Source organism: Streptomyces sp. CNQ329 (genome assembly GCF_000482585.1).
This window is the reverse complement of sequence record NZ_AXVU01000021.1, coordinates 64525-87513: the sequence shown is the minus strand read 5'-3', so window position 1 is coordinate 87513 and position 22989 is coordinate 64525. Positions and strand designations below refer to the sequence as shown.

Sequence of the window (22989 nt, the reverse complement as noted above, 5' to 3'; positions counted from 1 at the left end):
GGGCACGCGCGGCCGCGTAGAGGGGTGAAACGACCTCGCCCGGCGTCAGTCAGCGACTCGACGGAGAACCGCAGCGGGGTGGTGAAGAAGCACGGGCGCCGACGGGGGCGCGACTCGGTGCTGGTGTCAGCGTAACACCCCCCTGCCCCCTGGTCATTCCCCCGAGCGGCCACGGGCCCGCTGAACAGGGGCGTAGCGGCACATCGGGGGGAAAAGGGCTGCCCCGCTGTCACAGGCGCATGTCACAGTGCTAGGGACATGACTGCTGCACTCATCGGACGAGATCACCCCGCGGGCGTCCTCAGGGCCGAGGCCGACCGGGCCGCGGACAGCCACGGCGGCCTCGTGCTGGTCACGGGCGAGGCGGGCATCGGCAAGACGACGCTGGTCACCGCCGCGGTGGCGGAGGCGAGACGGCGGGGGACGCTGGTGCTCGGCGGCTCGTGCTGGGCGTCGCAGAGCGCCCCGGGGTACTGGCCGTGGGTCCAGGTCGTCCGGGCGCTGCGGCGCGGTGTGCCGGCGGCGGAGTGGGCGGAGGCCCGCGAGGCGGCGGGCAGCGGTCTGGAGGTGCTGCTCGGCGAGGCACCGGCGGGGGCCGGTGCGCCGCCGGGCGGGCAGCACGAGCACGGTCCGCCCGCGGACGTACGGGACCGCGACGGGACCCGCGACGACCGGGTACGGGACGACGGGACACGGGACGACCGGGCGCGGGGGGATCGAGGCGGCGCCGGGCACGCCGACGCCGGCCGCGTACGCGACCGCCACGGTCCGCCCCAGGACGGGGCACCCCGCCGCGGGACCGACCCCGCGCCCCTCGCCGGCCCCCCGGCCGGCCCGGGATCCGACGCCACGGGCGCCGGGACGTCCGCCGACCCCTTCCACCTCGCCGACGCCGTCACCACCGCCCTGGTCGCCGTCTCGCACACCCGCCCCGTCATCGTCGTCCTCGACGACCTGCACTGGGCCGACCCCGCCTCCCTGCGCCTGCTGGAGTTCGCCGCCCAGCACACGTGGTTCGAGCGGCTGCTGCTCATCGGCACGTACCGCGACGCCGAGGTCGACACCCCCGGGCACCCGCTGCGCGACCAGATCGCGCCGCTGGTCGCCAAGGCCACCATCCTCACGCTCACCGGCCTCGACCGCGCCGGTACGGCCCGGCTCATGGCCCGTACCGCCGGCCGCGACCCGGACGAGGAGCTGGCCGCCGAGGTGCACCGGCGCACCGGCGGCAACCCGTTCTTCATCGAGCAGACCGCCCGCCTCTGGGCCGGCGGCGCGTCCGCGGAGGCCGTGGCGCCCGGCGTGCGCGACGCGCTGCAGCGCCGTCTGCACCTGCTGCCGGCGCCGGTCGCCGAGCTGCTCGTCGCCGCCGCCGTACTCGGCCGCGAGTTCCACCGCCAGGTGCTCGCCGCGGCCGTCGGCAAGCCCCCGGCGCACATCGACAGGCTGCTGGAGACCGCCGTCGCCGCCCGGCTCGTGGTGGGCCGGGGCGCGGGCACGTTCGCCTTCGGGCACGACCTGGTGCGCGAGACGCTGTACGGGGAGCTGGATCCCGCCGAGGCCCGCCGCCGGCACGCGGCCGTCGTCCGCGCCCTCGACGCCGCGCCCGCGCTGAACGAGAAAATCTTCCCCGCCGACCTCGCCCGGCACGCCTGGGCCGCGGGCGACGAACTGCCCGCCGAGCAGGTCGTGGGCCTGCTGCGGGCCGCCGGGCAGGACGCCGGGGGCCGGCTCGCGTTCGAGGAGGTCGTCGCGCATCTGCGCCGGGCGTACGAGCGGTCCGCCGACGCGTCGCCGCGCTGCCGGGTGCTCACCGCGCTGGACCTGGGCGGCGCCCTGCTGCACGCGGGCAGGACGACCGACGCCTGGCCGCTGTTCGACGAGGCGGTGCGCACCGCCCGCGCGCAGAAGGACCCCGAGATGCTGGCCCGCGTCGCCCTCGGCCTCTACAGCGCCGAGGGCTACTGCGCGACCGTCCCCCAGGACCAGGCCGCGGCCAACCGCCGGCTGCTGCAGGAGGCGCATCGCGCGCTGGCGCGCAGCTCCCACCCGGAGCGGGCCGGGGACCCGGACGCCGGGGGAGAGCTGTCGTCCGACCAGATGGCGGCGGAGCTGAGCATCACCCTGTCGGTCAGCGCCCGCCGCGGCCAGGACGACGAGGAGCTGGGCTTCGGCCTGTGGACCAGGCACAACGCGATCTGGGGCCTGGGCACGGCCGCCGAGCGGCTGGCGCTGACGGAGGAGCTGATCACGCTCGCCGAACGGGCCGGCAACCCCTCGGGGCGGCACATCGCGGCGGCGATGCGCTGGGTGGCGATGCTGGAGCTGGGCGACCCGCGCTTCCCGCACGCGTACCGCGGCTACGTCGAGGCCGCGGAGCGAAGCGACCTGCCCAGCATCCGCCACACCCTGGTGATGGACGAGAGCCTGGTAGAGGCGCTGCGAGGCGACTTCGACGCCGCCGAACGGCACCTTGAGCACGTCGTGGAACTGGGGCGGAAGAACGAGCACGAGCACTGGATCGAGCTGCTCGACCACCACAGGTGGACGATCCGGATGTTCCAGGGCCGGTACGCGGAGGCGGCCGAGGCGGCGGGCCGGGTCACCCTCGCCGGGCACGGCTTCCCGGAGCTCCTCCGGGCGCTGACGGAGCTGCGCCGCGGCGACCCGGAGCCGGCCCAGCGGCTGATCGCCGCGGGCCGGCCGACCGACGAGCAGCAGGACCGCGGCTTCTTCCCGCTCTGGCTGCGGCTGGAGGCGGAGACGGCGGTCGCGACACGGGATCCGGAGCTGGCCGCGAAGGTGCGGGAAGAGCTGACGCCGTACCGGGGGCAGTGGCTCGTGGCGGTCTACGGCTGGGACATGAGCGGCCCCGTCGACTACTGGCTGGCGCTGGTCGACGCCGCGGAGGGCCGCTGGGCCCTGGCCGCCGACGGCTTCCGCGCCGCCCGCCGCTCGGCGGACCTCCTCCAGGCCCGCCCGTGGTCGGTGCTGGCCCGCCACGGGCTGGCGCGGGTGCTGCGGGAGCAGGGCGACCCGGCGGCGGAGAAGCTGGCGCGGGAGACGGCGGAGGAAGCGGCGCGCCTGGGCATGAAGCCGGACACGGTGGAGCCCCTCCCCCCGGCCGCCGAGCCCGCCCCGCCGCCGGCCCCGTCCGCGTCCTCCGGCGGGGAGTTCCGCTACGACGGCCGGGTGTGGACCCTGGCGTACGCGGGCCGGACCGTGCACCTCCCCGACGCCAAGGGCCTGCGCGACCTCCACACCCTGCTCGGCACCCCGGGCACCGGCGTCCCCGCCGTGCGGCTGCTCAGCCCGCAGGGCGGCGAGGAGGTGGCGGCGGCCCACCGCATGGGCGGCGACCCGGTGCTGGACGCCGAGGCCAAGGCCCGCTACCGCCGCCGGCTGGAACTCCTCGACGAGGAGATCGACCACGCCACCGCCACCGGCGACGACAGCCGCGCGGCCGCGTACGACCGCGAACGGGCCGCCCTCCTTCAGGAGCTACGTGCCGCCGCGGGCCTCGCGGGCCGCACCCGCCGCCTCGGCGACGAGGCGGAACGCGCCCGCAAGGCGGTGGGCGCCCGCATCCGCGACGCCCTCCGCAAGATCGCCAAGGGCCACCCGGACCTGGCCGCCCACCTCAGGGACACCGTCTCCACGGGCACCACCTGCACCTACCACCCCCCGCACCCGGCCCCCACCTGGCGGCTCAACACGCGATGACCCGCTACCCCGGCCTCTCCCCTGGCACGGCAGCGGCAGCGGCACCGGTCCGCGCCCGTAGGCCGCGCAACCACGGCCGAGCCCTGCCGCGCCTCCACCTTCCCCCCCGCAACGGGTGCCGGGCCGGCCACCCGGACACCCGCCCTGCTACGCGGAGAACCGTCCGCCCTTCACCGCGGACACGAAGTCGGCCCAGCCCTCCATGGTGAAGGTGAGCGCGGGGCCGTGCGGGTCCTTGCTGTCGCGGACCGGGACCACGTCCGTGGCCCCTTCTCCGATCTCGACGCAGTTACCCCCGTTGGTGCTGTAGCTGGACTTGCGCCAGCGGATGTACGACTCACTTGCGCTGGTCATCGCTTCTCCCACCCCTCCAGGTGCATGCCGATGCGTTCGGCAGACGCTTCGGGCGACAAGGCGTAGCCACGTAGCAGATCATAGGCCCGGACGCCTTCGGCGACTTCGGTCGCGTCGAGAGCCGTTCGCCCCTGGGAGAAGCCGTCCACGAACAGCACGTCGTGCGGCGGCTTCCGGTCCCCTGTCTTCGGGTCCCGGCCCTGGTCGAAGCTCAGGAGGGTGAAGGGGCCGGCCAGCCCCGGGTGCGCCGCCACCTCGTCCGGCACCACCTGGATCACCGTCCGGGGCGCCTGGCCGGCCGTCAGCAGACGCTCAAGCTGAGCCCGCATGACGGCGGGCCCGCCGATCTTCCTGCGCAGTGCCTGCTCATCGATGATGAACCAGGTGTGCGGCGGGTTCTCCCGTTCCAGGATGGCCTGCCGGGTCATGCGGGCGGCGACGAGGTCGGCCAGGTCGTCCGGGCGCACCGGGGCGAGCATCGCCCGCGCGTACTCCTCCGTCTGCAACAGGGCCGGGATGATCTGGCTTTCGAAGGTGGCGATCCTCGCAGCGTCGCGCTCCATCTCCACGAACGGCAGGAACCAGCTCGGGTAGGCGAACTGGATCACCAGCGGGAAGAAATCCGCGAAGAAGTCGCTGCCGAACGCCGCGTCGAGGTCACGCGCCAGGTCCGCGCTCGGCACCCGCTTCGCGTTCTCGACGTAACTGACCATGGCCCCGGTGGTGTGCGCCTTCGTCGCCAACTCGGCCTGAGACCAACCGCGTTCGCTGCGCAGTTTGAGCACCCGCGAGCCGAAGAAGGCCAGCAGGCTTGCGGGAGTCTCCGATCGGCCGTCACGGCTGTCCGTCGTCACTGGTTGCAGTCCCCCTCTTTAACTTCTGGGCCGTTAAGGCAACACCCCTGGTGAACAAGGGTCTGCTGGGTGAACGGTTGAGTACACCGCGTAGTTACCCGCTTACGCGGAGTTCGAACTGTCCCGGCGTACGGAGTGCCAGACATGGAGATCGACGGACAAGCAGGAGACGGACAGGGGCCACAGCCAGGCTTCACCCGGCACGGGGAACACCTCATGACCCCGGAGTCGCGCATGTTCGCCCGGAGTGCCCGTTCGGTAGGCGAGGCACGGGACTTCGTCGTCTCCCGGGTGTGCGCGGGCGACCGGACGGACGACATCCGCGCGTGCGTTTCCGAACTGGCGACCAACGCGCTGCGCCACACCCCCGTCGGCCGCCTCTTCCTCGTACGCGTCAGCGCGCAGGACCACCTCGTCCACGTCGAGGTGCACGACGCCGGGGACGGCGAACCACGCGTGTGCGCACCCGCGGACACCGACGACCACGGCCGCGGACTGCTCCTGGTCGCCGCACTCGCCGACGACTGGGGCATCTCCGAACGCAACGGCCCCGGCAAGGCAGTCTGGGCGACCTTCAAGCTCCCCGGCACCACACCCCCGACGACAGCCGCGTAAGCACGCGTTGCACGGCGTATGACGCTGGATCACACGGTGTCATGGAGACCATCAGCCAGCGTCAGCTCGCCGGCCCGCTCCACGGCCGTGCTCGATGACGTCGAAGCGGGTGAGACCTACCACGTCACCCGGAACAGGACCGAGATCGCCGAGGTGCGCCCCCTAGGCCCTCGCGGGCTCCCGGCCGTCACCCCTCAGTTCTGCTTGGGGTCCTCCAGGCGGGGGAACAGGATGGCGCCCTTCGTGACCCTCGCGCCCGCCGGGAGGCGGCCCCACTCTGCGGCTTGCGCGATGCGCTGGTCCGCCAGGGGGCCCAGGGCCGGTTCGGCGCCCAGGGAGGCCCAGAGCTTCTGGGCCGTGGCCGGCATCACCGGGTGCAGGAGGACCGCGACCGCGCGCAGGGCCTCCGCCGCGGTGTAGAGGATCGTCGCCAGGCGGGCCTGCGCCTCGTCGGACGGGTCCTTGGCGACCTTCCAGGGCTCCTGCTCCGTCAGGTACAGGTTGACCTTCTTGATGAAGTCGAAGACCGCCGCGATGCCGCCCGCGAAGTCCAGCTCCTCGCCGATCCGCCGGTCCGCCTCCGCCGTCGCGTGTGCCAGGCCGTCGACGATCACCTGTTCCGCGGCACCCGCGGCCGGGGCCGCCGGGAGGTCGCCGCCGAAGTACTTGACGGTCATCGCGCCCACGCGCGAGGCCAGGTTGCCGAAGTCGTTGGCGAGTTCGCTGGTGTAGCGGTGGGTGAAGTCCTCCCAGGAGAACGAGCCGTCCTGGCCGTACTGGATGGCACGCAGGAAGTACCAGCGGTAGGCGTCGACGCCGAAGTGGTCCGTGAGGTCCTGCGGCTTGATGCCGGTCAGGTTGGACTTCGACATCTTCTCGCCGCCGACCATCAGCCAGCCGTTGGCGAAGACCTTGCCCGGCAGCGGCAGCCCGTTGGCCATGAGCATCGCGGGCCAGATCACCGCGTGGAAGCGGAGGATGTCCTTGCCGACGAGGTGGACGTCCGCCGGCCAGGTGCCGGCGAACTTCTGCTCGTCCGCGCCGTAGCCCACGGCGGTGGCGTAGTTGAGCAGGGCGTCGATCCACACGTAGATCACGTGCTTGTCGTCCCACGGGACCCGCACGCCCCAGTCGAACGTGGAGCGGGAGATCGACAGGTCGTTGAGGCCCTTGCGGACGAAGTTGACGACCTCGTTACGGGCCGACTCGGGCTGGATGAAGCCGGGGTTGGCCTCGTAGAACTCCAGGAGCTTCGGGCCGTACTCGGAGAGCTTGAAGAAGTAGTTCTCCTCCTTCAGCATCTCCACCGGCTTCTTGTGGATCGGGCAGAGCTTCAGGCCCGCGTACTCGCCCTCGCCGTCGAGCAGTTCGCCGGGGGTCTTGTACTCCTCGCAGCCGACGCAGTACGGGCCCTCGTAGCCGCCCTGGTAGATCTCGCCCTTGTCGTAGAGATCCTGGACGAACTCCTGCACCCGGTCCGTGTGCCGCTTCTCCGTGGTGCGGATGAAGTCGTCGTTCGCGATCTCCAGGTGCTCCCAGAGGGGCTTCCACGCCTCCTCCACGAGCTTGTCGCACCACTCCTGCGGGGTGACGCCGTGCGCCTCCGCGGTGCGCATGATCTTCTGACCGTGCTCGTCCGTGCCGGTGAGGTACCACACCTTCTCGCCGCGCTGGCGGTGCCAGCGGGTGAGCACGTCGCCTGCGACGGTCGTATAGGCGTGGCCCAGGTGCGGAGCGTCGTTCACGTAGTAGATGGGGGTCGAGACGTAGTACGCCTTCGCCCCCTGCTGCTCTTCTCCAGTGGCCGCCATATCGAAATCCTAACGGCCGCGGACCACCGCACTCATCCGATTACGTACAGTGACGGATCGCTCATCGTACGCCGCGCGCGTGCCCCACCGGCGCGGGTTCACCCGGCGTTCAGGCTCCCTTCTCCCTCCGGCGGGACGACGCGCCTAGCGTCCGGCGCGGACTCACAGAATCCGGAGGAGATCGTGCGCAGACTTCTGCCGCTCGTCGGCTCGCCGCACCCGGCCGGCCGCTCGGCCCTGACCTGTCGCTACCGCTGTGGCGACGCCTGCTTCCACGAGGTTCCGAACACCAGCGACAACGAGTACGCCGGCGACATCGTCGCCCGCGCCGTCTCCCGCCGCGGGGCGCTGCGCGCCGGGGCCGCGGTGACCGTGGTGGCGGCCGGTGCGGGGATCGTCGGGGCCGCCCCGGCGATCCCCGCGCCCACGTCGCCGGCCGGCACCTTCGGCCGCGGGCCGGGCACCGGGCACGGCGGCGGGCACGGCGGCGGGGACGCCGCCCGCGGGCTGCGCTTCGAGGCCGTCGAGCCCAACACCGACGACGCCGTCACCGTCGCCGAGGGCTACGAGCAGAACGTCGTCGTCGCCTGGGGCGACCCGATCCTGCGCGGCGCCCCCGCCTTCGACCCGGCCCGCCAGTCGGCCGCCGCCCAGGCCGGCCAGTTCGGCTACAACAACGACTTCCTCACCCTGCTGCCGCTGCGCGGCGAGCGCGGCCGGCACCTGCTGGTGGCCAACCACGAGTACACCGACGAGCAGCTCATGTTCCCCGGCTACGACCCGGAGAACGTCACCCGCGAGCAGGCCGAGATCGGCTGGGCCGCGCACGGCATGTCCGTCGTGGCCGTCCAGGAGGAGGGCCACGGGGACAGGGGCGGCGCGGGCAGGGGCGGCGGCAGCCTGCGCGCCGTACCGCGGCACCCGCTGAACCGCCGGATCACCGCCACCACCGAGTTCGAGCTGCGCGGCCCGGCCGCGGGCGGCGACCTGCTCAAGACCTCCGCGGACCCCACCGGGCGGCGCGTGCTCGGCACCCTCAACAACTGCGCCGGCGGCACCACGCCGTGGGGCACGGTGCTCTCCGGCGAGGAGAACTTCAACCAGTACTTCGCCCACACCGACGCCGTCACCGACCCGGTCGCCCGGCAGCGCCTCGCCCGCTACGGCTTCTCCGGCGGCGCCTCGCAGCGCAGGTGGGAGCAGTACGACGACCGCTTCGACGTCGTCAAGGAGCCCCACGAGCCGCACCGCTTCGGCTGGGTGGTGGAGATCGACCCGTACGACCCGGACTCGACCCCCGTCAAGCACACCGCGCTCGGCCGCTTCAAGCACGAGGGGGCCAGCATCAGGCTGACGCGCGACGGCCGCGCGGTCGCCTACTCGGGTGACGACGAGCGCTTCGACTACCTCTACAAGTTCGTCTCCGACAAGCGCATGGTGCGCGGCGACAGCCGCTGGGCGCGCGCCCACAACATGACGCTGCTCGACGAGGGCACGCTGTACGTCGCCAGGCTCACCGGCGACAGCCCGGTCGCCGGGATCGACGGCAGCGGCACGCTGCCGGCGGACGGCGAGTTCGACGGCACCGGCGAGTGGATCAAGCTGGCCCGCGGTGGCCGCAGTTTCGTCCCCGGTATGACCGCCGAGGAGGTCTACGTCTTCACCCGCCTCGCCGCCGACAGGGCCGGCGCGACGAAGATGGACCGCCCCGAGGACGTGGAGCCCAGCCCGAACAGCGGCAAGGTCTACGTCGCGCTGACGAACAACACCGCCCGCGGCACCGGCACCAACGCCGTGGCCGACGAGGCCAACCCGCGCAACGCCAACAAGCACGGCCACGTCCTGGAGCTGACCGAGCAGCGCGACGACCCGGCGTCGACCCGCTTCGGCTGGCGGCTGTTCCTGGTCTGCGGCGACCCGGCGGATCCCTCGACGTACTTCGCGGGCTTCCCGAAGGAGAAGGTCAGCCCTCTCTCCTGCCCGGACAACGTGACCTTCGACCCGTACGGGAACCTGTGGATCTCCACCGACGGCAACGCGCTGGGCCACCACGACGGGCTCTTCGGCGTGGCGGCCACGGGCCGGTACGAGGGCCAGGTCAAGCAGTTCCTCACGGTGCCGGCGGGCGCGGAGACCTGCGGCCCGGTGGTGCGGGAGGACCGCGTGCTGGTCGCGGTGCAGCACCCCGGCGAGGTCGACGGCGCGACGTACGAGAACCCGGGCTCGGCGTGGCCGGACGGCCCGGGCAGGCCGAACCGCCCGGCGGTCGTCAACGTCTGGCGCAGCGGGGGCGGACGCATCGGGGCCTAGAACCCTGCCGTTCGGAGACGGCCCCGCGGCTCCGCGTGCACGTGCCGGCGTGCCGCGGGGCCCGGCGCCGGTTTGCGGGGAAACCGCGGGTCACAGAGCGCTGCGGTAGGTGAGGAGCCCTTCGACCCCGCGCAGGAACGTCTCGCCGACGGTCTCCGGGTCGGCCAGGCAGCCGGCGGCCATGGCGCCGTCCCTCATCATGACGAAGTGCCGGCCGGCGGGTTCCGCGTCGGGTTTCCCGGTGTCGGTGAAGAGCTCGGTGACGGTGTCCACAAACCACCGCCGGTGGGTGAGGACCGTCCGGTGGACCGGGTGTTCCGGGTCGGGGTACTCGGCGGCGGCGTTGAGGAACGCGCATCCCCGGAAGCCCTCGCGCCGGATGTCGTCGGCGATCCCCCGGCCGATGGTCCGGAGGGCCTCCTCGGGGGAGGAACCCTGGTCGCGCGCGGCGTCCACCCGCGCCCGGATCGCCTCGTCGACCTGGGTCAGATAGGCGACGAGGAGGTCGTCCTTGCTCCGGAAGTGCCGGTAGAGCGTGGCGCGGGTGACCTGGGCCTCCGCGATGACGCGGTCGACCCCGACGGCGTGCAGACCTTCGGCGTAGAACAGCCTGACGGCCGTGTCGAGCAGCCGGGTCCGTGCTTCCGACATCCGCTTCCCTCCTGCGTCTCCTCCAGGCTAGCAGATAGAACGGTCGGTCTTGACAGCCGGACACGGCATGCCGCACGGTGAAGTGGACCGACCGTTCTATCTCATGGCCCCCTCGGGAGAGAGCACACATGTCATCACCCTTCATCGAGACCGCCCGGACCGGCAGTCCCGGCGCCGCGGCGGACACCGCCCGCGCGAGCGACCGGCTGCGGAACCTGTACTACGTGCGCTTCGGCTTCGCCGTGATCTGGGCGGCCCTGGTCGCCCTCACCGCCTCGGACCTCAACCCCGCGAGCGTCGCCCTGCTGGTGGTCTATCCGGTCTTCGACGTCGTGGCGGCCGTGGTCGACTTCCGCTCCTCGGGCGCCGCACGACCGCGGGCGCTGCTCCGCGTCAACATGGCCCTGAGCCTGCTCACCGCCGCCGGACTGGGCGTCGCCGTCGCCTCCGGCATCCCGGACGTACTGCGGGTGTGGGGTGCCTGGGCCATCACCGCCGGCATCGTCCAACTGGCCGTCGCGCTCGCGCGCTACCGGCTCGGCGCCCAGTGGGCGATGATCCTCAGCGGCGGCATCTCCGCCCTCGCGGGTGCCCGCTTCCTCCTGACGGCCGACGAGGCGGACTCACTCACCTCCGTCGCCGGCTACGCCACGCTGGGCGGCGTCTTCTTTCTCCTCTCCGCGGCCCGCCTCCACCGCCGCGCCGGCAGGGCGGCGTGACAGGGCGGACGGAGGCCGCGGGCCGGGGCCGGCGCACGCGAGGGCCGTCGCGGCGAGAACGGCCGGGAGGGAGGCCAGGGCGAAGCACAACGGGAGCGGGGCGTTGTCGATCAGGACGCCCGTGGCCGCCGTGGCCGTGGCGGAACCGGCGTTGAGGGCGGTGTTGACCCAGGCGCCCGCCGTCGTACGGGAGCCCGGGGCGGCGGACTCATCGGCGATCAGGTACGCCGTCGTGATGCCCGGCGCCACGAAGACGCCGGACAGGGCCGCGCAGCCGAGGAGGACGTACGCGTGCGGGGACAGGCCCGCGGCGGCGAGCAGCAGGCCGAGGGCCGCCGCGAGTACCGGCAGCCGGCGGGTGGCGGGAGCGCGCCAGGCGACGGCGCCGTACGCGAGCCCGCCGGCCGCGCTGCCGGCGGACATCGCCGCGAGGATCCAGGGCACCAGCCCGGGGGCGTCGTGCGCGTCGGCGAAGGCGACGACGAGCAGGTTCAGCGCTCCCAGGCACACCCCCACCCCCGCCACCCCGACAACCGCCCGGCGCATCGACGGGTTCCCGCGCAGGGCCCCGGGGCGGGCCCCCGGCGCCTTCCCCGGCGGCCTGCGGGAGCCCTCCCGGGAGCGGGCCGCCGGGGAGGCCACCAGGGCCAGCGTGCCGCCGAGGATCAAGGCGGCGCTCGCCCCCAGGCCCACCGGCGCCGGCGCCACCGTCACGATCGCCCCGACCAGCAACGGCCCCGTGACGAGCAACAGTTCCTCGGCGACCGCATCCAGGCTGTACGCGCGCGGGAGCAGCCCCGGCGGCACCAGGTCGCCCCAGAGCACCCGCATCACCGGCCCCAGCGGCGGCGTGCACGCCCCGGCCGCCGCCGCAAGCGCGACCGGCCCTGCGGCGCCCGCGCCGCCGCCCGCGGTGACGAGGGCGAGCACCGCCAGCAGCACCGCGTACACCGCGGCCATCGGCGGCAGCGCCCGCCGCGGGCCGTGCCGGTCGATGAACCCGGCCCGTACCGGCGACAGCGTCACGCTGGTCGCCCCGAAGCACGCCAGGGCGGCGCCCGCCGCGGTGTACGAACCGGTGGCGTCCTTGACGGAGAGCAGCAGCGACAGCGAGACGGTCCCGTACGACAACCGCCCCAGCAGGGCGGCGCCGAAGGTGCGGGAGGCATGGGGGACGCGCAGCACAGCCGCGTAGGACGGCGCAGACATGGTGGTGTTCCTCGAAGAGAGAGCGTGCAGGGGCGGCGTACGGCCACGCCCGAAGCGGCGCGGCGGCGCCGGCTCCTATGCACGGGGGAGGAACATGCGGCCGAACCTAGCAGACCGCGGGCGGACATGACCGGGCCCGCCCTCCGTCTGCTCGGCGGAGGGCGGGCCCGGTCGGTCGTCGGGGCGGGCTACTTCCTGGCGTACAGGCGCATCGTGATCGGGCCGAAGACCGCCACGATCGCCCCCGCCCAGCCCAGGGTCCACGCGATGTCCGAGCCCGGCCAGTCGCCGTGCATCAGGTCACGGACGGCGGCGGCGAGGTGCGTCACCGGGTTGTTGTTGACGAACGCCTGCAGCCAGCCCGGCATCGTCTCCGGCTCGACGAAGATGTCGCTGAGGAACGTCGTCGGGAACAGGACCATCATGCTGACGCCCATGACCGACTTCTCCGTACGGAGCAGCAGGCCGAACATCGTCCAGATCCAGGAGAACGCGAAGGAGAAGACGATCAGCAGCGCCACCCCCGCGAGGATCCCCGCCACGCCGCCGTCCGGGCGGAAGCCCATGATGAGGCCGACGCCGATCATCACCACCGACGCTATGAGGTACCGCAGCATGTCGCCGAGCAGGTAGCCGACCATCACCGCGGGACGCCAGATCGGCAGCGACCGGAAGCGGTCGAAGACGCCCTTCTCGATGTCGGTGTTGACGGAGACACCGGTGTACATCGTGATCATGACGATGCTCATCACCAGGATGCCCGGCAGCAGGTACTGCAGGTAGTCCGAGGTGGACCCGGCCAGCGCACCCCCGAAGAGGTACGTGTACATCAGCACCATCATGATCGGGAAAGCGGTGACGTCGAAAAGCTGCTCGGGCACGTGCTTGATCTTCAGCACGGCCCGCCAGCCGAACGTCAGGGAGGCGGACCACGCGCTCGGCTGCGGCGGCCGTTCCCTGGCGACCAGCAGCTCCGCCAGGCTCTCGGTGGTGACCGGCGCCAGCTCTTCCGTACGGGTCTGGGCCCGGGTCTCGGTCGCGGTGCTCATGCTGCTGCCTCCTGGGTCTCAGCACCGGCCTTGCGGTCGGTGAGGGCGAGGAAGACCTCGTCCAGGCTGGGCTGACCCAGCGAGAAGTTGTCGACGGTGATGTCCGCGCGGGCCAGCTCGGCCAGCGCGGCGGCGGCCTGCGCGGCGGCGCCGTGGCCTCCGGCGCCGGGGGCACCTTCCTCGCCGCTGCCGACGCGGGCGGTCAGCGCGACGGGGTCGGGTTCGAGCTGCACCTGGGCGCCGGTGAGAACCGACTCCAGCAGGGCGACCGCCTCCGCGCGCTGCGCGGCGTCGCGCAGCCGGAGGTGGACGGAGCCGGCACCGACGGACGCCTTCAGCTCGCCCTTGGTGCCCTCGGCGATGACCTTGCCGTGGTCGATGACGGCGATCCGCGAGGCGAGCTGGTCGGCCTCGTCCAGGTACTGGGTGGTGAGCAGGACCGTGGTGCCCTGGGCGACGACGGCGCGGACGATGTCCCAGACCTGGTTGCGGCTGCGCGGGTCGAGGCCGGTGGTCGGCTCGTCGAGGAAGAGCAGGTCGGGGGTGTTGAGGATGGACGCGGCGATGTCGATACGCCGCCGCATGCCGCCCGAGTAGTTCTTCACCTGCTTGGCCGCGGCCTCGCTCAGGCCGAACGCCTCCAGCAACTGCGCGGCGCGCACGCGCGCGGCGGCGGGCCTGTGCCCGAGGAGGCGGCCGAGCAGCACCAGGTTCTCGGTGCCGGTCAGGTCCTCGTCCACCGAGGCGTACTGGCCGGTGAGGCTGACCCGGGACCGTACGGCGTTCGCGTCGCGGACGACGTCCTTGCCGAAGATCCGGGCCTCGCCCCCGTCGGGGCGCAGCAGGGTGGCGAGCATCTTCACCGTGGTGGTCTTCCCGGCGCCGTTGGGGCCGAGGACGCCGTAGACGGTGCCGCGGGGAACGGCGAGGTCGACGCCGTCCACGGCACGGGTCTCGCCGAACACCTTCACAAGTCCCGACGTCTCGATCGCCGGGCCGGACGGGTCGTTAGTCATGTGCTTCTTCTCCAGATTCTCCAACATCAGGTATATGTGCGGCTTCTGCTATGCCACGTACGGCCGCGTCGCGCGGGCCTCTCTCAGCGCGAGACCCCACCAGGTGAGCTGGTCCAGCAGGGCGCCGGCGGCGCGTACCAGACCGTCCGAGTAGAGGGACCCCCCGGCCGGGAATTTCTCATCGGTGAAGCGCAGATCTATTCCGACCGAGTCCCGCACCGTGACCGTGTGCAGCTCGGTGAAGACCGACCTCAGGTGCTCCACCGCGCGCACGCCGTCGCAGCCGAAGCCGTACGACACGAAGCCGACCGGCTTCGCGTGCCACTCGTCGTAGCCCAGGTCGATGGCGTGCTTGAGCAGCGCGGGAAAGCTGCGGTTGCACTCCGGGGTGACCACGACGAACCCCTCCGCCCACGCCAGCTCCCCGGTGAACGAGGAGATCTGCGCGGTCGGGTGCCCGGGGGAGTGCAGCGGGAGGTCGTAGTCGGCGAGATCCAGGACGCGCAGCAGGACATCGCCCCGCTCGCCGGCCAGCTCACCGAGCCAGTGCGCGACGGCGGGCGAGCCGCAGCCGGACTCCGCCGGGCCGCCCAGGATGCAGGCGATCCGCAGCCCCGCGGGCCCGCCGGGCGCACCCGAAGGGCCGGGGGTCTCGCGCGGGGCGGACTCGCCGTTCCGCATCGGACACCTCCCGGGTCTCGGCCACCCCGGGCGGTGTGCCCGGGGCCCTCACCCTTCGGGCGCCAGAATCCGGCGGGCGCCCGCTAGATCCGATCTAGCGGCCCCACGCGGGACCACGCGCGGGGCGGAAGGCGCCGCGGACCACACCGTTCATCACGGGCCGGTAACGGCATCACGCGCTCCTGTTCCGATGTTCACCTTCAGTTAACCGCCACCACCGGCCGCGTCCGCCGACACGGATTTCCATGGGACGCGACGAAGGGGGTGGTGACCGACCAATGGACACACCGGCGATACCCGGCCGGCGACACGGGCACGTCCTGCTGCTCGCCGATCCGGACGAACAGGTGGCGCATGACCTGGCCGAGCACCTTGCGGGCCATCAGGTGAAGGTCGTCTTCTGCTCCGACGGGGCGGAGGCGCTGCTCCAGGCCGGCCTGCAGGCGCCCGACGCCCTGCTCGTCAGCGCCAAGCTGCCGCTCGTGCCCGGTGCCCGCGTGGTCGAGGTGCTGCGGCGGCGCAGCGCCACACCGGTCCTCATCGGCGTCGGCCCCGACGACGCGGAGGACGCCGTCGAGGCGCTCACCGCGGGGGCCAGCGCCTGCGTCGCCCGGCCCTACCGGCCGTACGAGGTCCTGAAGATGCTCGGCGTCGCCAGCCCGGCGACGTACGACGTGGACCAGACGGTCTCCTCGGGTCCCTACAGCGTCAACCCCGCCACCTTCGAGGCCCGTGTCGACGGCCGGCTGGTGCAGCTTCCGCTCCGCGAGTTCAAGCTGCTGCACCTGCTGGTGGCCAACGCCGAGAAGGTCGTCACCCGGGACCAGATCAGCGCCGAGCTGTGGGGTGGCAGCGCACCGAAGTCCAACACGATCGCCGTGCACATCCGCCGTCTGCGCGACCGCATCGGGGACGACCCCCACGCTCCCCGGATCATCCTCACCGTCCGCAACGTCGGCTACCGCTTCGTGCCGCCGGTCGCGGGCCTCCCCTAGACCCCACCACTCCGTATGTCCCGACACCCAGCCGCCCCTGCAGTGCGGCCTCAGGAAGGAAAGTCCCCAGTGAAGTCTCAGAGCACGATCCGGTTCCGCACCGCCGCAGGCGTTCTCGCCCTCTCCGGCGCCCTCGTCCTCTCGGCGTGCGGCTCGGACGACAACGCGGGCACAGGCGACGACAAAGGCAGAGGCGGCGGGAGCAGCGCCGCCGCCGGCGACATCGCGTGCGGCGGCAGCGGCGAGCTGCTCGCCTCGGGCGCCAGCTCCCAGGACAACGCCATCCAGCAGTGGGTGGCCGACTACCAGGCCGCCTGCCCCGACGTGACGGTCAACTACAAGCCGGTCGGCTCCGGCGCCGGCATCGAGGAGTTCCTCAACGGCCAGACCGCCTTCGCCGGCTCCGACTCCGCGCTGGAGCCGGAGGAGGTGGAGAAGTCCAAGGAGGTCTGCTCCGGCGGGCAGGGCATCAACCTGCCGATGGTCGGCGGCCCCGTCGCGATCGCGTACCACCTGGAGGGCGTGGACGAGCTGGTGCTCGACGCCGAGACCCTGGCGAACGTCTTCAACGGCGAGATCACGAAGTGGAACGACGAGGCCATCGCCAAGCTGAACCCCGGCGCCGAGCTGCCGGACACCACGATCCAGCCCGTCCACCGCTCCGACGAGTCGGGCACCACCGAGAACTTCACCGCCTACCTCAACACGGTCGTCAAGGACGCCTGGCCGCACGAGGCGGACAAGAAGTGGCCGATCGAGGGCGGCCAGGCCGCCAGCGGCTCGGCGGGGGTGTCCTCGCAGGTGAAGCAGACCGACGGGGCCCTCTCGTACATGGAGATCTCGCACGCCGAGTCCAACGAGCTGACCACCGTCAAGCTGGACACCGGTGCCGCCGAGCCGGTCGCGGCCACCGTGGAGAACGCCTCCGCGGCCATCGCCGCCGGCAAGCGGGTCGGTGAGGCCCCCGACATGGCACTGGAGCTGGACTACGCCACCCAGGCGGACGGCGCGTACCCGATCACCCTCGTGACGTACGAGGTCGCGTGCGACAAGGGCAACAAGCCGGAGTCCCTGGACGCGGTGAAGTCCTTCCTCGGCTACACCGCCAGCGAGGCCGGCCAGCAGTCGATCACCGACATCGGCTACGCCCCGCTGCCCGCGGAGATGGCCGCCGAGGTCGCCAAGACCATCGACACCCTGTCCTGACCCCCCTCCCGCCGGCCGGCGGACCACACCGTCCGGCCGGCGGGGGCCATCCGGTGCACCGCCGCCGGGACGCGGGCGCAGACCGCGCCGTCGCCCCACACCAGACCGGAGATTCCCGTATGACTGCACCACCCACCGACATCGAATCCCCCGCCCCACCGCCGTCAGAGGTCCTGCTGCCGGACGGCAAGGGCGGCTCCCGCCGCGGCGACAAGGTCTTCTCCGGCCTGTCGAAGGGATCCGGGATCACGCTGCTGCTGATCATGGCCGCGATCGCCGCGTTCCTCGCCTACCGCGCGTCCCTCGCCCTGGCGGAGAACGAGGGCGACTTCCTCACCACCTTCGAATGGGACGCCAACGCCGACCCGCCGGTCTTCGGCATCGCGGTGCTGGCCTTCGGCACGGTCGTCTCCTCGATCGTCGCCATGGCCCTCGCGGTGCCGCTCGCCGTGGGCATCGCGCTGTTCCTCACCCACTACGCGCCGCGGAAGCTGGCGGCGCCCCTCGCGTACGTCATCGACCTGCTGGCCGCCGTGCCCTCGATCGTCTACGGCCTGTGGGGCGCCCTGTTCCTCGTGCCGCACCTGGTCGGCACGTACGAGTGGCTGGACCGCTACCTGGGCTGGACCGTCGTGCTGTCCTTCGACGGGACCGCGCCGCGTTCGCTGATGACCGCGGGCATCCTGCTCGCCGTGATGATCCTGCCGATCATCACCAACGTCAGCCGCGAGGTCTTCGCCCAGACCCCCCGCCTCCAGGAGGAAGCGGCGCTGGCGCTGGGCGCCACGCGCTGGGAGGTCATCCGCATGACGGTGCTGCCCTTCGGGCGCTCCGGCGTCATCTCCGCCTCGATGCTCGGCCTCGGCCGGGCGCTCGGCGAGACCATGGCGGTGGCCACCGTGCTGTCGCCGTCGGCGCTGCTGTCGGCGGAGATCCTCCAGGCGGGCGGCGGGACGTTCGCGCAGAACATTGCCGCGTCGTTCGGCGAGTCCGGGCAGTTCGGGCGGGACGCGCTGATCGCCTCCGGCCTGGTGCTGTTCGTCATCACGCTGCTGGTCAACGGCGCAGCCCGGCTGATCATCGCGCGCCGCAAGGAGTACTCGGGGGCCCACGCGTGAGCCGCATGAGCGCCACCACGCACTTCGCGGCCGGCAGGGCCGACCGCCTCGGCGTCCAGCAGCCGCGGCTGCCGCGCTGGGCGCCGCTCGCCGTCGCGGCCGGCGCCGCCGCCGTGGCCGTGCTGACCGGTGTGCTCGGCGGCCTCGGCAGCCGGATCCAGTGGGGCCTGATCGCGGCGATCCTCTTCGTCGCCGGCCAGTACGTCCTCTCGACGGTGGTCGAGGGCGGCCGGCAGGCGAAGGACCGGCTGGCGACCTCCCTGGTCTGGGTGGCGTTCCTGGTGGCCGTCATCCCGCTGGCGTCGCTGATCTGGGAGACCGTCAGCAAGGGAATCACGGTCACCGACGGCTACTTCCTCACCCACTCGATGAGCGGCGTGGTCAACGTCGCGCCGGGCGGCGGCGTCTACCACGCGCTGCTGGGCACCATCGAGCAGGTGCTGATCGCCACGGTGATCGCCACCCCGATCGGGCTGCTGACCGCCGTGTACCTGGTGGAGTACGGCCGCGGAGCGCTGGCGAAGGCCGTGACGTTCTTCGTGGACGTCATGACGGGTATCCCGTCCATCGTCGCCGGCCTGTTCGTCCTCAGCCTGTGGATCATGATCCTGGACTTCGGCTACTCCGGCTTCGCCGGGGCGCTGGCCCTGGCGATCCTGATGATGCCCGTGGTCGTCCGCTCCACCGAGGAGATGCTGAAGCTCGTCCCGAACGAACTGCGCGAGGCGTCGTACGCCCTGGGCGTACCGAAGTGGAAGACCATCCTCAAGGTCGTCCTGCCCACCTCCGTCGGCGGCATCACCACCGGCGTCATGCTCGCCGTCGCCCGCATCACCGGCGAGACCGCGCCCGTGCTGCTGCTCGTCTTCGGCAGCCCCGCGATCAACAGCAACCCCTTCGACGGCGGCCAGGCGTCCCTGCCGCTGTACATCTACCAGCAGTGGGGAGCCGGCACCGCGGCGTCGTTCGACCGCGCCTGGGCCGCCGCCCTGGTCCTCATCGTCTTCGTGATGGTCCTCAATCTGCTGGCCCGCGGCATAGCCCGCTGGAAGGCCCCGAAAACCGGCCACTGACGGCCACAGGAGAAGTGATCTGACATGGCCAAGCGCATCGACATCAGCGGCCTCACCGCCTACTACGGCGACTTCAAGGCGATCGAGGACATCTCGATGGCCGTCGAGCCGAAGTCCGTGACCGCCTTCATCGGCCCGTCCGGCTGCGGCAAGTCCACCTTCCTGCGGACCCTCAACCGCATGCACGAGGTCATCCCGGGCGCGCGGGTGGAGGGGAAGGTGATGCTGGACGACGAGAACCTCTACGGCACCGGCGTCGACCCCGTCTCCGTACGGCGCGTGGTGGGCATGGTCTTCCAGCGGCCGAACCCGTTCCCCACGATGAGCGTGTACGAGAACGTGGCCGCGGGCCTGAAGCTCAACGGCTCGTCCAGGAAGTCCGAGCTGGACGACGTGGTGGAGAGGTCCCTGCGCGGCGCGAACCTGTGGAACGAGGTCAAGGACCGCCTCAACCGCCCCGGTTCCGGCCTCTCGGGCGGCCAGCAGCAGCGGCTGTGCATCGCCCGCGCCCTCGCCGTCGAACCGCAGGTGCTCCTCATGGACGAGCCCTGCTCGGCCCTCGACCCCATTTCGACCCTCGCCATCGAGGACCTCATCGGGGACCTGAAGACGCGGTTCACGATCGTCATCGTCACGCACAACATGCAGCAGGCGGCGCGCGTCTCGGACCGCACCGCGTTCTTCAACCTGGCCGCCGTCGGCGAGCCGGGCCGGCTCATCGAGATCGACGACACCGACAAGATCTTCTCCAACCCGTCGGTGCAGGCGACCGAGGACTACGTCTCCGGCCGCTTCGGCTGAGCCGACGACTCCGGCCGGGGCCCGGGGGACCCCGGCCGGCCGAGCCGTCTTGCGGTGCTGCCTGGCGGTGCCGCCGCAAGACACCGGGGCCCGCCCCGCACCCGGGGCGGGCCCGCCTCTCACTCCTCCGCCAGCGCCGCCTCCGCGGGGCGCCTGCGCAGAGCCGCCCAGCCGGGCACCAGGGTGGCGGTGAGGGCGAGGGCCGCGGCACCGGCGACCACCGCGGCGTAGACGGACGGCGGGCCGGAGGGGAGCAGGCTGTCCGCCGCCGCGTGGCTGAACGGCAGCAGCGCGGTCGCCGCGGCGGCCGTGCCGAGGGCCACGCCGATCCCGGCGACGATCAGCGCCTCGATCGTCAGCATCCGCAGCACCTGCCGGCGGGTGGCGCCGGCGAGCCGCTGGAGCCCGAACTCCCGGCGGCGGCCGCAGACGGAGAGCACCAGGTTGTTGACCACCGAGATCGCGGTGTACGCGACGATCATGCCGACCATCAGGTAGTTGACCCACGCCTGGGTCTCGGTGTCCTTGATGTTGGCCTCGATCAGCTCGTCCCGGTCGGCGACGGCGGTGCCGGGATGGTTCGCGAGGGTCTTCTCCAGGTTCGCCGTCAGGGCCGCGGCGCCCGTGCCGTCCTCGGCGCGGACGAGGATCTGCTGCGGCAGCGCGCCGTCCGTGTGCCCGGCGAGGAGGTCCGCGGGCACGAACGCCGTGTCGTAGCCGGCGCGGCCCTCGAAGAGCACGGCGATCCGCAGGCCGGCGGCGGCGCCGTCGCCGAAGCGCACCTCGACGGTGTCGCCGACGCTCCGGCCGTCCGCCGCGCCGGCGGGCAGGGCGATGGTGGCCCCGGTGAGGTCGGCGACCCGGCCCTCGACGGGGTCCAGGGCGGTGGTGCGGGCGGCGCCGCGGGCGTCGATGCCCTGGAGCGGTACGCCGTCCTCGTCCCCGAGGCCGTCGATCCAGCCGGTGCCGGTGACGTACGCGCCGGCCGCGGCGACGCCGTCCGTGGCGCGGACCTCGGCGGTGAGCGCGGGGTCGAGGGTGCCGGAGGCGGACTCGACGACGGCGTCGGCGCGCAGGTTCTGCGCGTACGCCTCGCGGGAGGCGTCGGTCTGCGTGGTCTGCAGGTACAGGTTCGCGGTGGCCATGGCGACGGCCAGCATCACGGGCGTGACGACGCCCGCCATCCGCACGGCGCGGGCCCGCGCGGTGAGGACGGCCAGTTCGCCGCCGGCACCGGTGACGGCCCTGACCGGGCCGGAGATCAGCAGGGTGCACAGCTTCGTCAGGCCGGGCCCGAGGAGCGCGAGACCGATGGCCGTGCACAGCACGGTGGGCCCGGCGGTGCTGGCGGCGATCGGGCCGTCGAAGAGCACCCAGGTCAGGATCGCCAGCGCGGCGGCGCCGGCGAGGAAGAGCAGGGCCGCCACGATCCGCACCGGGCTCGCCCAGCGGGTCCGTACCGCCGACTCCGCCATCGCCTCCACCGCGGTGACCTGCACCCCGCGCCGGCCGCCGATGAGGCCGCCGAGCAGCGAGGTCAGCAGCAGCGCGCCGGCCGCGGCGACGGCGGGGATCCAGCCCTGCTCGTACGCGACGGCCGGGGAGACCATGCCGCTGCCGGTGAACTCCTCGAACAGCCGCTCCCCCGCGGGCGGCCCGGTGAACCAGCCCGCGGCCCCCGCGACGAGCGCGACCATGAGCGTCTCGGCGAGCAGCAGCCGGCGCAACTGGCGCGGGGTGGCGCCGATGGTGCGCAGCAGTGCGAACTCACGGCGGCGGCGCTCGACGGACAGCGCGACGGTGCCGGAGACCACGAAGACGGCGACGAGGGTGGCCATGCCGCCGAAGGCGCCGGCCAGCGCGATGAGGTCCTCCTTGCGGGTCAGCACCTCGGGGTACTCGACGGCGCCGCGGTCGTCGCCGGAGACGACCTTCGCCGGGGCGTGCGCCTGCGCGGTACGGTCCGCGACGACCTCACCGAGGCGGTCCTTCAGCTCGCCGTGGTCGGTGCCGGGCGCGGCCGTGACGGCGATGTCGGCGACGGCGGGGGAGAGCGCGCGGGCTCGGTCGTCGGTGAAGAACACGGCGCCGCGGTCGACGGCGTGCGCGGTGCGGACCACGCCGGTCAGGCGGTAGGCCGCAGCGCCGCCCTGCGCGGCGACGCGCACCTCGTCACCCGGGCGCAGCCCGTTCGCCCGGGCCGTCGCCTCGTCCAGCACCACGTCGCCCGGTCCCGCCGGCGCCCGGCCGGCGCTCAGCTCGTAGGGGGTGACGGCGGCGGAGGACCAGCCGTGGGCCTGGGCGCCGGGGGCGTCGCCCGCACCGAGCACGGCCGCGTCGAAGACCCGCTCGGGCACGGCGCGTGCGACGCCGGGGACGTTCCGTACGGCCGTGGTCAGGGAGTCGTCCAGCGGAGGGCGCTCGGGCAGGACGGCGGTCTCGTCGCCGCGGGGCAGGCCGCGGTCGCCGGTGACCACGAGGTCGGCGCCCGCGAGGCGCTGCGCCGGCGCGTTGTTGCGTATGCCGGTCTCCAGCAGACCGCCGCACGTCATCACGATGACGGCGCCCAGGAAGAGGGCCAGGAAGGTCGCCGAGAGCGCGGCGGCTCTGTGGCGGAGCGTACGGACGGCCATGGCCCACATGGGACGGGTCCCCTCTGCGATGTCGGATGACATCAACGTAGGAACGCGCGTCCGCGCACCCCATGGGATGCCCACCCGGATCGGGGGTGTAGCTGGCACCACCATGGGCCGGGGCCGCCGGGCGCCCCGGCCCGTACGCCGGTGGGAAAAGTGCCCGCTACC

18 protein-coding genes are annotated in these 22989 nt (G+C 72.9%); 9 read left to right on the top strand and 9 right to left on the bottom strand.

Annotated features, from left to right (window positions below):
- Positions 1 to 258: 258 nt before the first annotated feature.
- Positions 259 to 3723, top strand: a complete 3465-nt coding sequence (locus I003_RS0116270; RefSeq protein WP_037720967.1) for an AAA family ATPase — start codon at positions 259 to 261, stop codon at positions 3721 to 3723.
- Positions 3724 to 3870: 147 nt separating this feature from the next.
- Here the strand turns inward: I003_RS0116270 and I003_RS0116265 are convergent, their stop codons facing one another.
- Both I003_RS0116265 and I003_RS0116260 read right to left on the bottom strand, forming a co-directional pair.
- Complete coding sequence (locus I003_RS0116265) at positions 3871 to 4077, bottom strand: DUF397 domain-containing protein (protein ID WP_027772495.1); 207 nt, start codon at positions 4075 to 4077, stop codon at positions 3871 to 3873.
- Positions 4074 to 4931 (bottom strand): Scr1 family TA system antitoxin-like transcriptional regulator, encoded by an 858-nt coding sequence (locus I003_RS0116260; protein ID WP_027772494.1) that lies wholly within the window; start codon positions 4929 to 4931, stop codon positions 4074 to 4076. The genes I003_RS0116265 and I003_RS0116260 overlap by 4 nt, the downstream gene beginning before the upstream one ends.
- A 216-nt stretch (positions 4932 to 5147) precedes the next feature.
- Between I003_RS0116260 and I003_RS0116255 the strand changes: the two genes are divergently transcribed.
- A complete protein-coding gene (locus tag I003_RS0116255; RefSeq protein WP_027772493.1) occupies positions 5148 to 5546 on the top strand; it encodes an ATP-binding protein in 399 nt (132 codons plus the stop codon).
- Between the two features lie 194 nt (positions 5547 to 5740).
- Here I003_RS0116255 and metG read toward each other — a convergent pair whose 3' ends face one another.
- Positions 5741 to 7357 carry a methionine--tRNA ligase gene (gene metG / locus I003_RS0116250; protein WP_027772492.1) on the bottom strand — a complete coding sequence of 539 codons (1617 nt, stop codon included), beginning with the start codon at positions 7355 to 7357 and terminating at the stop codon, positions 5741 to 5743.
- Positions 7358 to 7540: 183 nt separating this feature from the next.
- Here metG and I003_RS0116245 point away from each other — a divergent pair, with 183 nt between their 5' ends.
- The gene (locus I003_RS0116245) at positions 7541 to 9667 is read left to right on the top strand and encodes a PhoX family protein (protein WP_027772491.1); all 2127 of its coding nucleotides are present in this window, start codon (positions 7541 to 7543) and stop codon (positions 9665 to 9667) included.
- 90 nt (positions 9668 to 9757) lie between these two features.
- Here I003_RS0116245 and I003_RS0116240 read toward each other — a convergent pair whose 3' ends face one another.
- Positions 9758 to 10318: a TetR/AcrR family transcriptional regulator gene (locus tag I003_RS0116240; protein ID WP_027772490.1), complete on the bottom strand. Its 561-nt coding sequence runs from the start codon at positions 10316 to 10318 to the stop codon at positions 9758 to 9760.
- A 128-nt stretch (positions 10319 to 10446) separates the two neighbouring features.
- Between I003_RS0116240 and I003_RS0116235 the strand changes: the two genes are divergently transcribed.
- The gene (locus I003_RS0116235) at positions 10447 to 11037 is read left to right on the top strand and encodes a hypothetical protein (RefSeq protein WP_037720965.1); all 591 of its coding nucleotides are present in this window, start codon (positions 10447 to 10449) and stop codon (positions 11035 to 11037) included.
- Here the strand turns inward: I003_RS0116235 and I003_RS32360 are convergent.
- The 4 genes from I003_RS32360 to I003_RS0116215 form a co-directional block, all read right to left on the bottom strand.
- A complete protein-coding gene (locus I003_RS32360; protein WP_037720963.1) occupies positions 10942 to 12222 on the bottom strand; it encodes an MFS transporter in 1281 nt (426 codons plus the stop codon). The two genes, I003_RS0116235 and I003_RS32360, sit on opposite strands and share 96 nt — an antisense overlap.
- Before the next feature lie 212 nt (positions 12223 to 12434).
- The gene (locus tag I003_RS0116225) at positions 12435 to 13295 is read right to left on the bottom strand and encodes an ABC transporter permease (RefSeq protein ID WP_027772488.1); all 861 of its coding nucleotides are present in this window, start codon (positions 13293 to 13295) and stop codon (positions 12435 to 12437) included.
- Positions 13292 to 14311: a daunorubicin resistance protein DrrA family ABC transporter ATP-binding protein gene (locus tag I003_RS32355; protein WP_037720979.1), complete on the bottom strand. Its 1020-nt coding sequence runs from the start codon at positions 14309 to 14311 to the stop codon at positions 13292 to 13294. Before I003_RS32355 ends, I003_RS0116225 begins: the two co-directional genes overlap by 4 nt.
- Before the next feature lie 48 nt (positions 14312 to 14359).
- Entirely contained in the window at positions 14360 to 14992 is a 633-nt protein-coding gene (locus I003_RS0116215) for an NAD(P)H-dependent oxidoreductase (RefSeq protein ID WP_027772487.1), read from the bottom strand.
- A gap of 278 nt (positions 14993 to 15270) precedes the next feature.
- Here I003_RS0116215 and I003_RS0116210 point away from each other — a divergent pair, with 278 nt between their 5' ends.
- The 5 genes from I003_RS0116210 (at position 15271) to pstB (ending at position 20185) form a co-directional block, all read left to right on the top strand.
- Complete coding sequence (locus I003_RS0116210; RefSeq protein ID WP_486584245.1) at positions 15271 to 15987, top strand: response regulator transcription factor; 717 nt, start codon at positions 15271 to 15273, stop codon at positions 15985 to 15987.
- 69 nt (positions 15988 to 16056) lie between these two features.
- Complete coding sequence (gene pstS, locus I003_RS0116205) at positions 16057 to 17193, top strand: phosphate ABC transporter substrate-binding protein PstS (protein ID WP_027772485.1); 1137 nt, start codon at positions 16057 to 16059, stop codon at positions 17191 to 17193.
- Positions 17194 to 17312: 119 nt separating this feature from the next.
- Positions 17313 to 18311 carry a phosphate ABC transporter permease subunit PstC gene (gene pstC, locus I003_RS0116200; protein WP_037720961.1) on the top strand — a complete coding sequence of 333 codons (999 nt, stop codon included), beginning with the start codon at positions 17313 to 17315 and terminating at the stop codon, positions 18309 to 18311.
- Between the two features lie 5 nt (positions 18312 to 18316).
- Entirely contained in the window at positions 18317 to 19384 is a 1068-nt protein-coding gene (gene pstA / locus I003_RS0116195) for a phosphate ABC transporter permease PstA (protein ID WP_027772483.1), read from the top strand.
- Between the two features lie 24 nt (positions 19385 to 19408).
- Positions 19409 to 20185 carry a phosphate ABC transporter ATP-binding protein PstB gene (gene pstB / locus I003_RS0116190; RefSeq protein ID WP_027772482.1) on the top strand — a complete coding sequence of 259 codons (777 nt, stop codon included), beginning with the start codon at positions 19409 to 19411 and terminating at the stop codon, positions 20183 to 20185.
- Between the two features lie 119 nt (positions 20186 to 20304).
- On the opposite strand, the gene I003_RS0116185 is transcribed toward pstB, so the two are convergent.
- A complete protein-coding gene (locus I003_RS0116185; RefSeq protein WP_486584244.1) occupies positions 20305 to 22818 on the bottom strand; it encodes an ABC transporter permease in 2514 nt (837 codons plus the stop codon).
- Positions 22819 to 22989: the final 171 nt, after the last annotated feature.

Excerpts from the sequence above, each read along its gene's own strand:
- I003_RS0116270 (WP_037720967.1), top strand. The coding sequence starts at position 259 with ATGACTGCTGCACTCATCGGACGAGATCACCCCGCGGGCGTCCTCAGG.
- I003_RS0116265 (WP_027772495.1), bottom strand. The coding sequence starts at position 4,077 with ATGACCAGCGCAAGTGAGTCGTACATCCGCTGGCGCAAGTCCAGCTAC.
- I003_RS0116255 (WP_027772493.1), top strand. The coding sequence starts at position 5,148 with ATGACCCCGGAGTCGCGCATGTTCGCCCGGAGTGCCCGTTCGGTAGGC.
- metG (WP_027772492.1), bottom strand. The coding sequence starts at position 7,357 with ATGGCGGCCACTGGAGAAGAGCAGCAGGGGGCGAAGGCGTACTACGTC.
- I003_RS0116240 (WP_027772490.1), bottom strand. The coding sequence starts at position 10,318 with ATGTCGGAAGCACGGACCCGGCTGCTCGACACGGCCGTCAGGCTGTTC.
- I003_RS0116235 (WP_037720965.1), top strand. The coding sequence starts at position 10,447 with ATGTCATCACCCTTCATCGAGACCGCCCGGACCGGCAGTCCCGGCGCC.
- I003_RS0116225 (WP_027772488.1), bottom strand. The coding sequence starts at position 13,295 with ATGAGCACCGCGACCGAGACCCGGGCCCAGACCCGTACGGAAGAGCTG.
- I003_RS32355 (WP_037720979.1), bottom strand. The coding sequence starts at position 14,311 with ATGACTAACGACCCGTCCGGCCCGGCGATCGAGACGTCGGGACTTGTG.
- I003_RS0116215 (WP_027772487.1), bottom strand. The coding sequence starts at position 14,992 with ATGCGGAACGGCGAGTCCGCCCCGCGCGAGACCCCCGGCCCTTCGGGT.
- I003_RS0116210 (WP_486584245.1), top strand. The coding sequence starts at position 15,271 with ATGGACACACCGGCGATACCCGGCCGGCGACACGGGCACGTCCTGCTG.
- pstC (WP_037720961.1), top strand. The coding sequence starts at position 17,313 with ATGACTGCACCACCCACCGACATCGAATCCCCCGCCCCACCGCCGTCA.
- pstA (WP_027772483.1), top strand. The coding sequence starts at position 18,317 with ATGAGCGCCACCACGCACTTCGCGGCCGGCAGGGCCGACCGCCTCGGC.
- pstB (WP_027772482.1), top strand. The coding sequence starts at position 19,409 with ATGGCCAAGCGCATCGACATCAGCGGCCTCACCGCCTACTACGGCGAC.
- I003_RS0116185 (WP_486584244.1), bottom strand. The coding sequence starts at position 22,818 with ATGGCCGTCCGTACGCTCCGCCACAGAGCCGCCGCGCTCTCGGCGACC.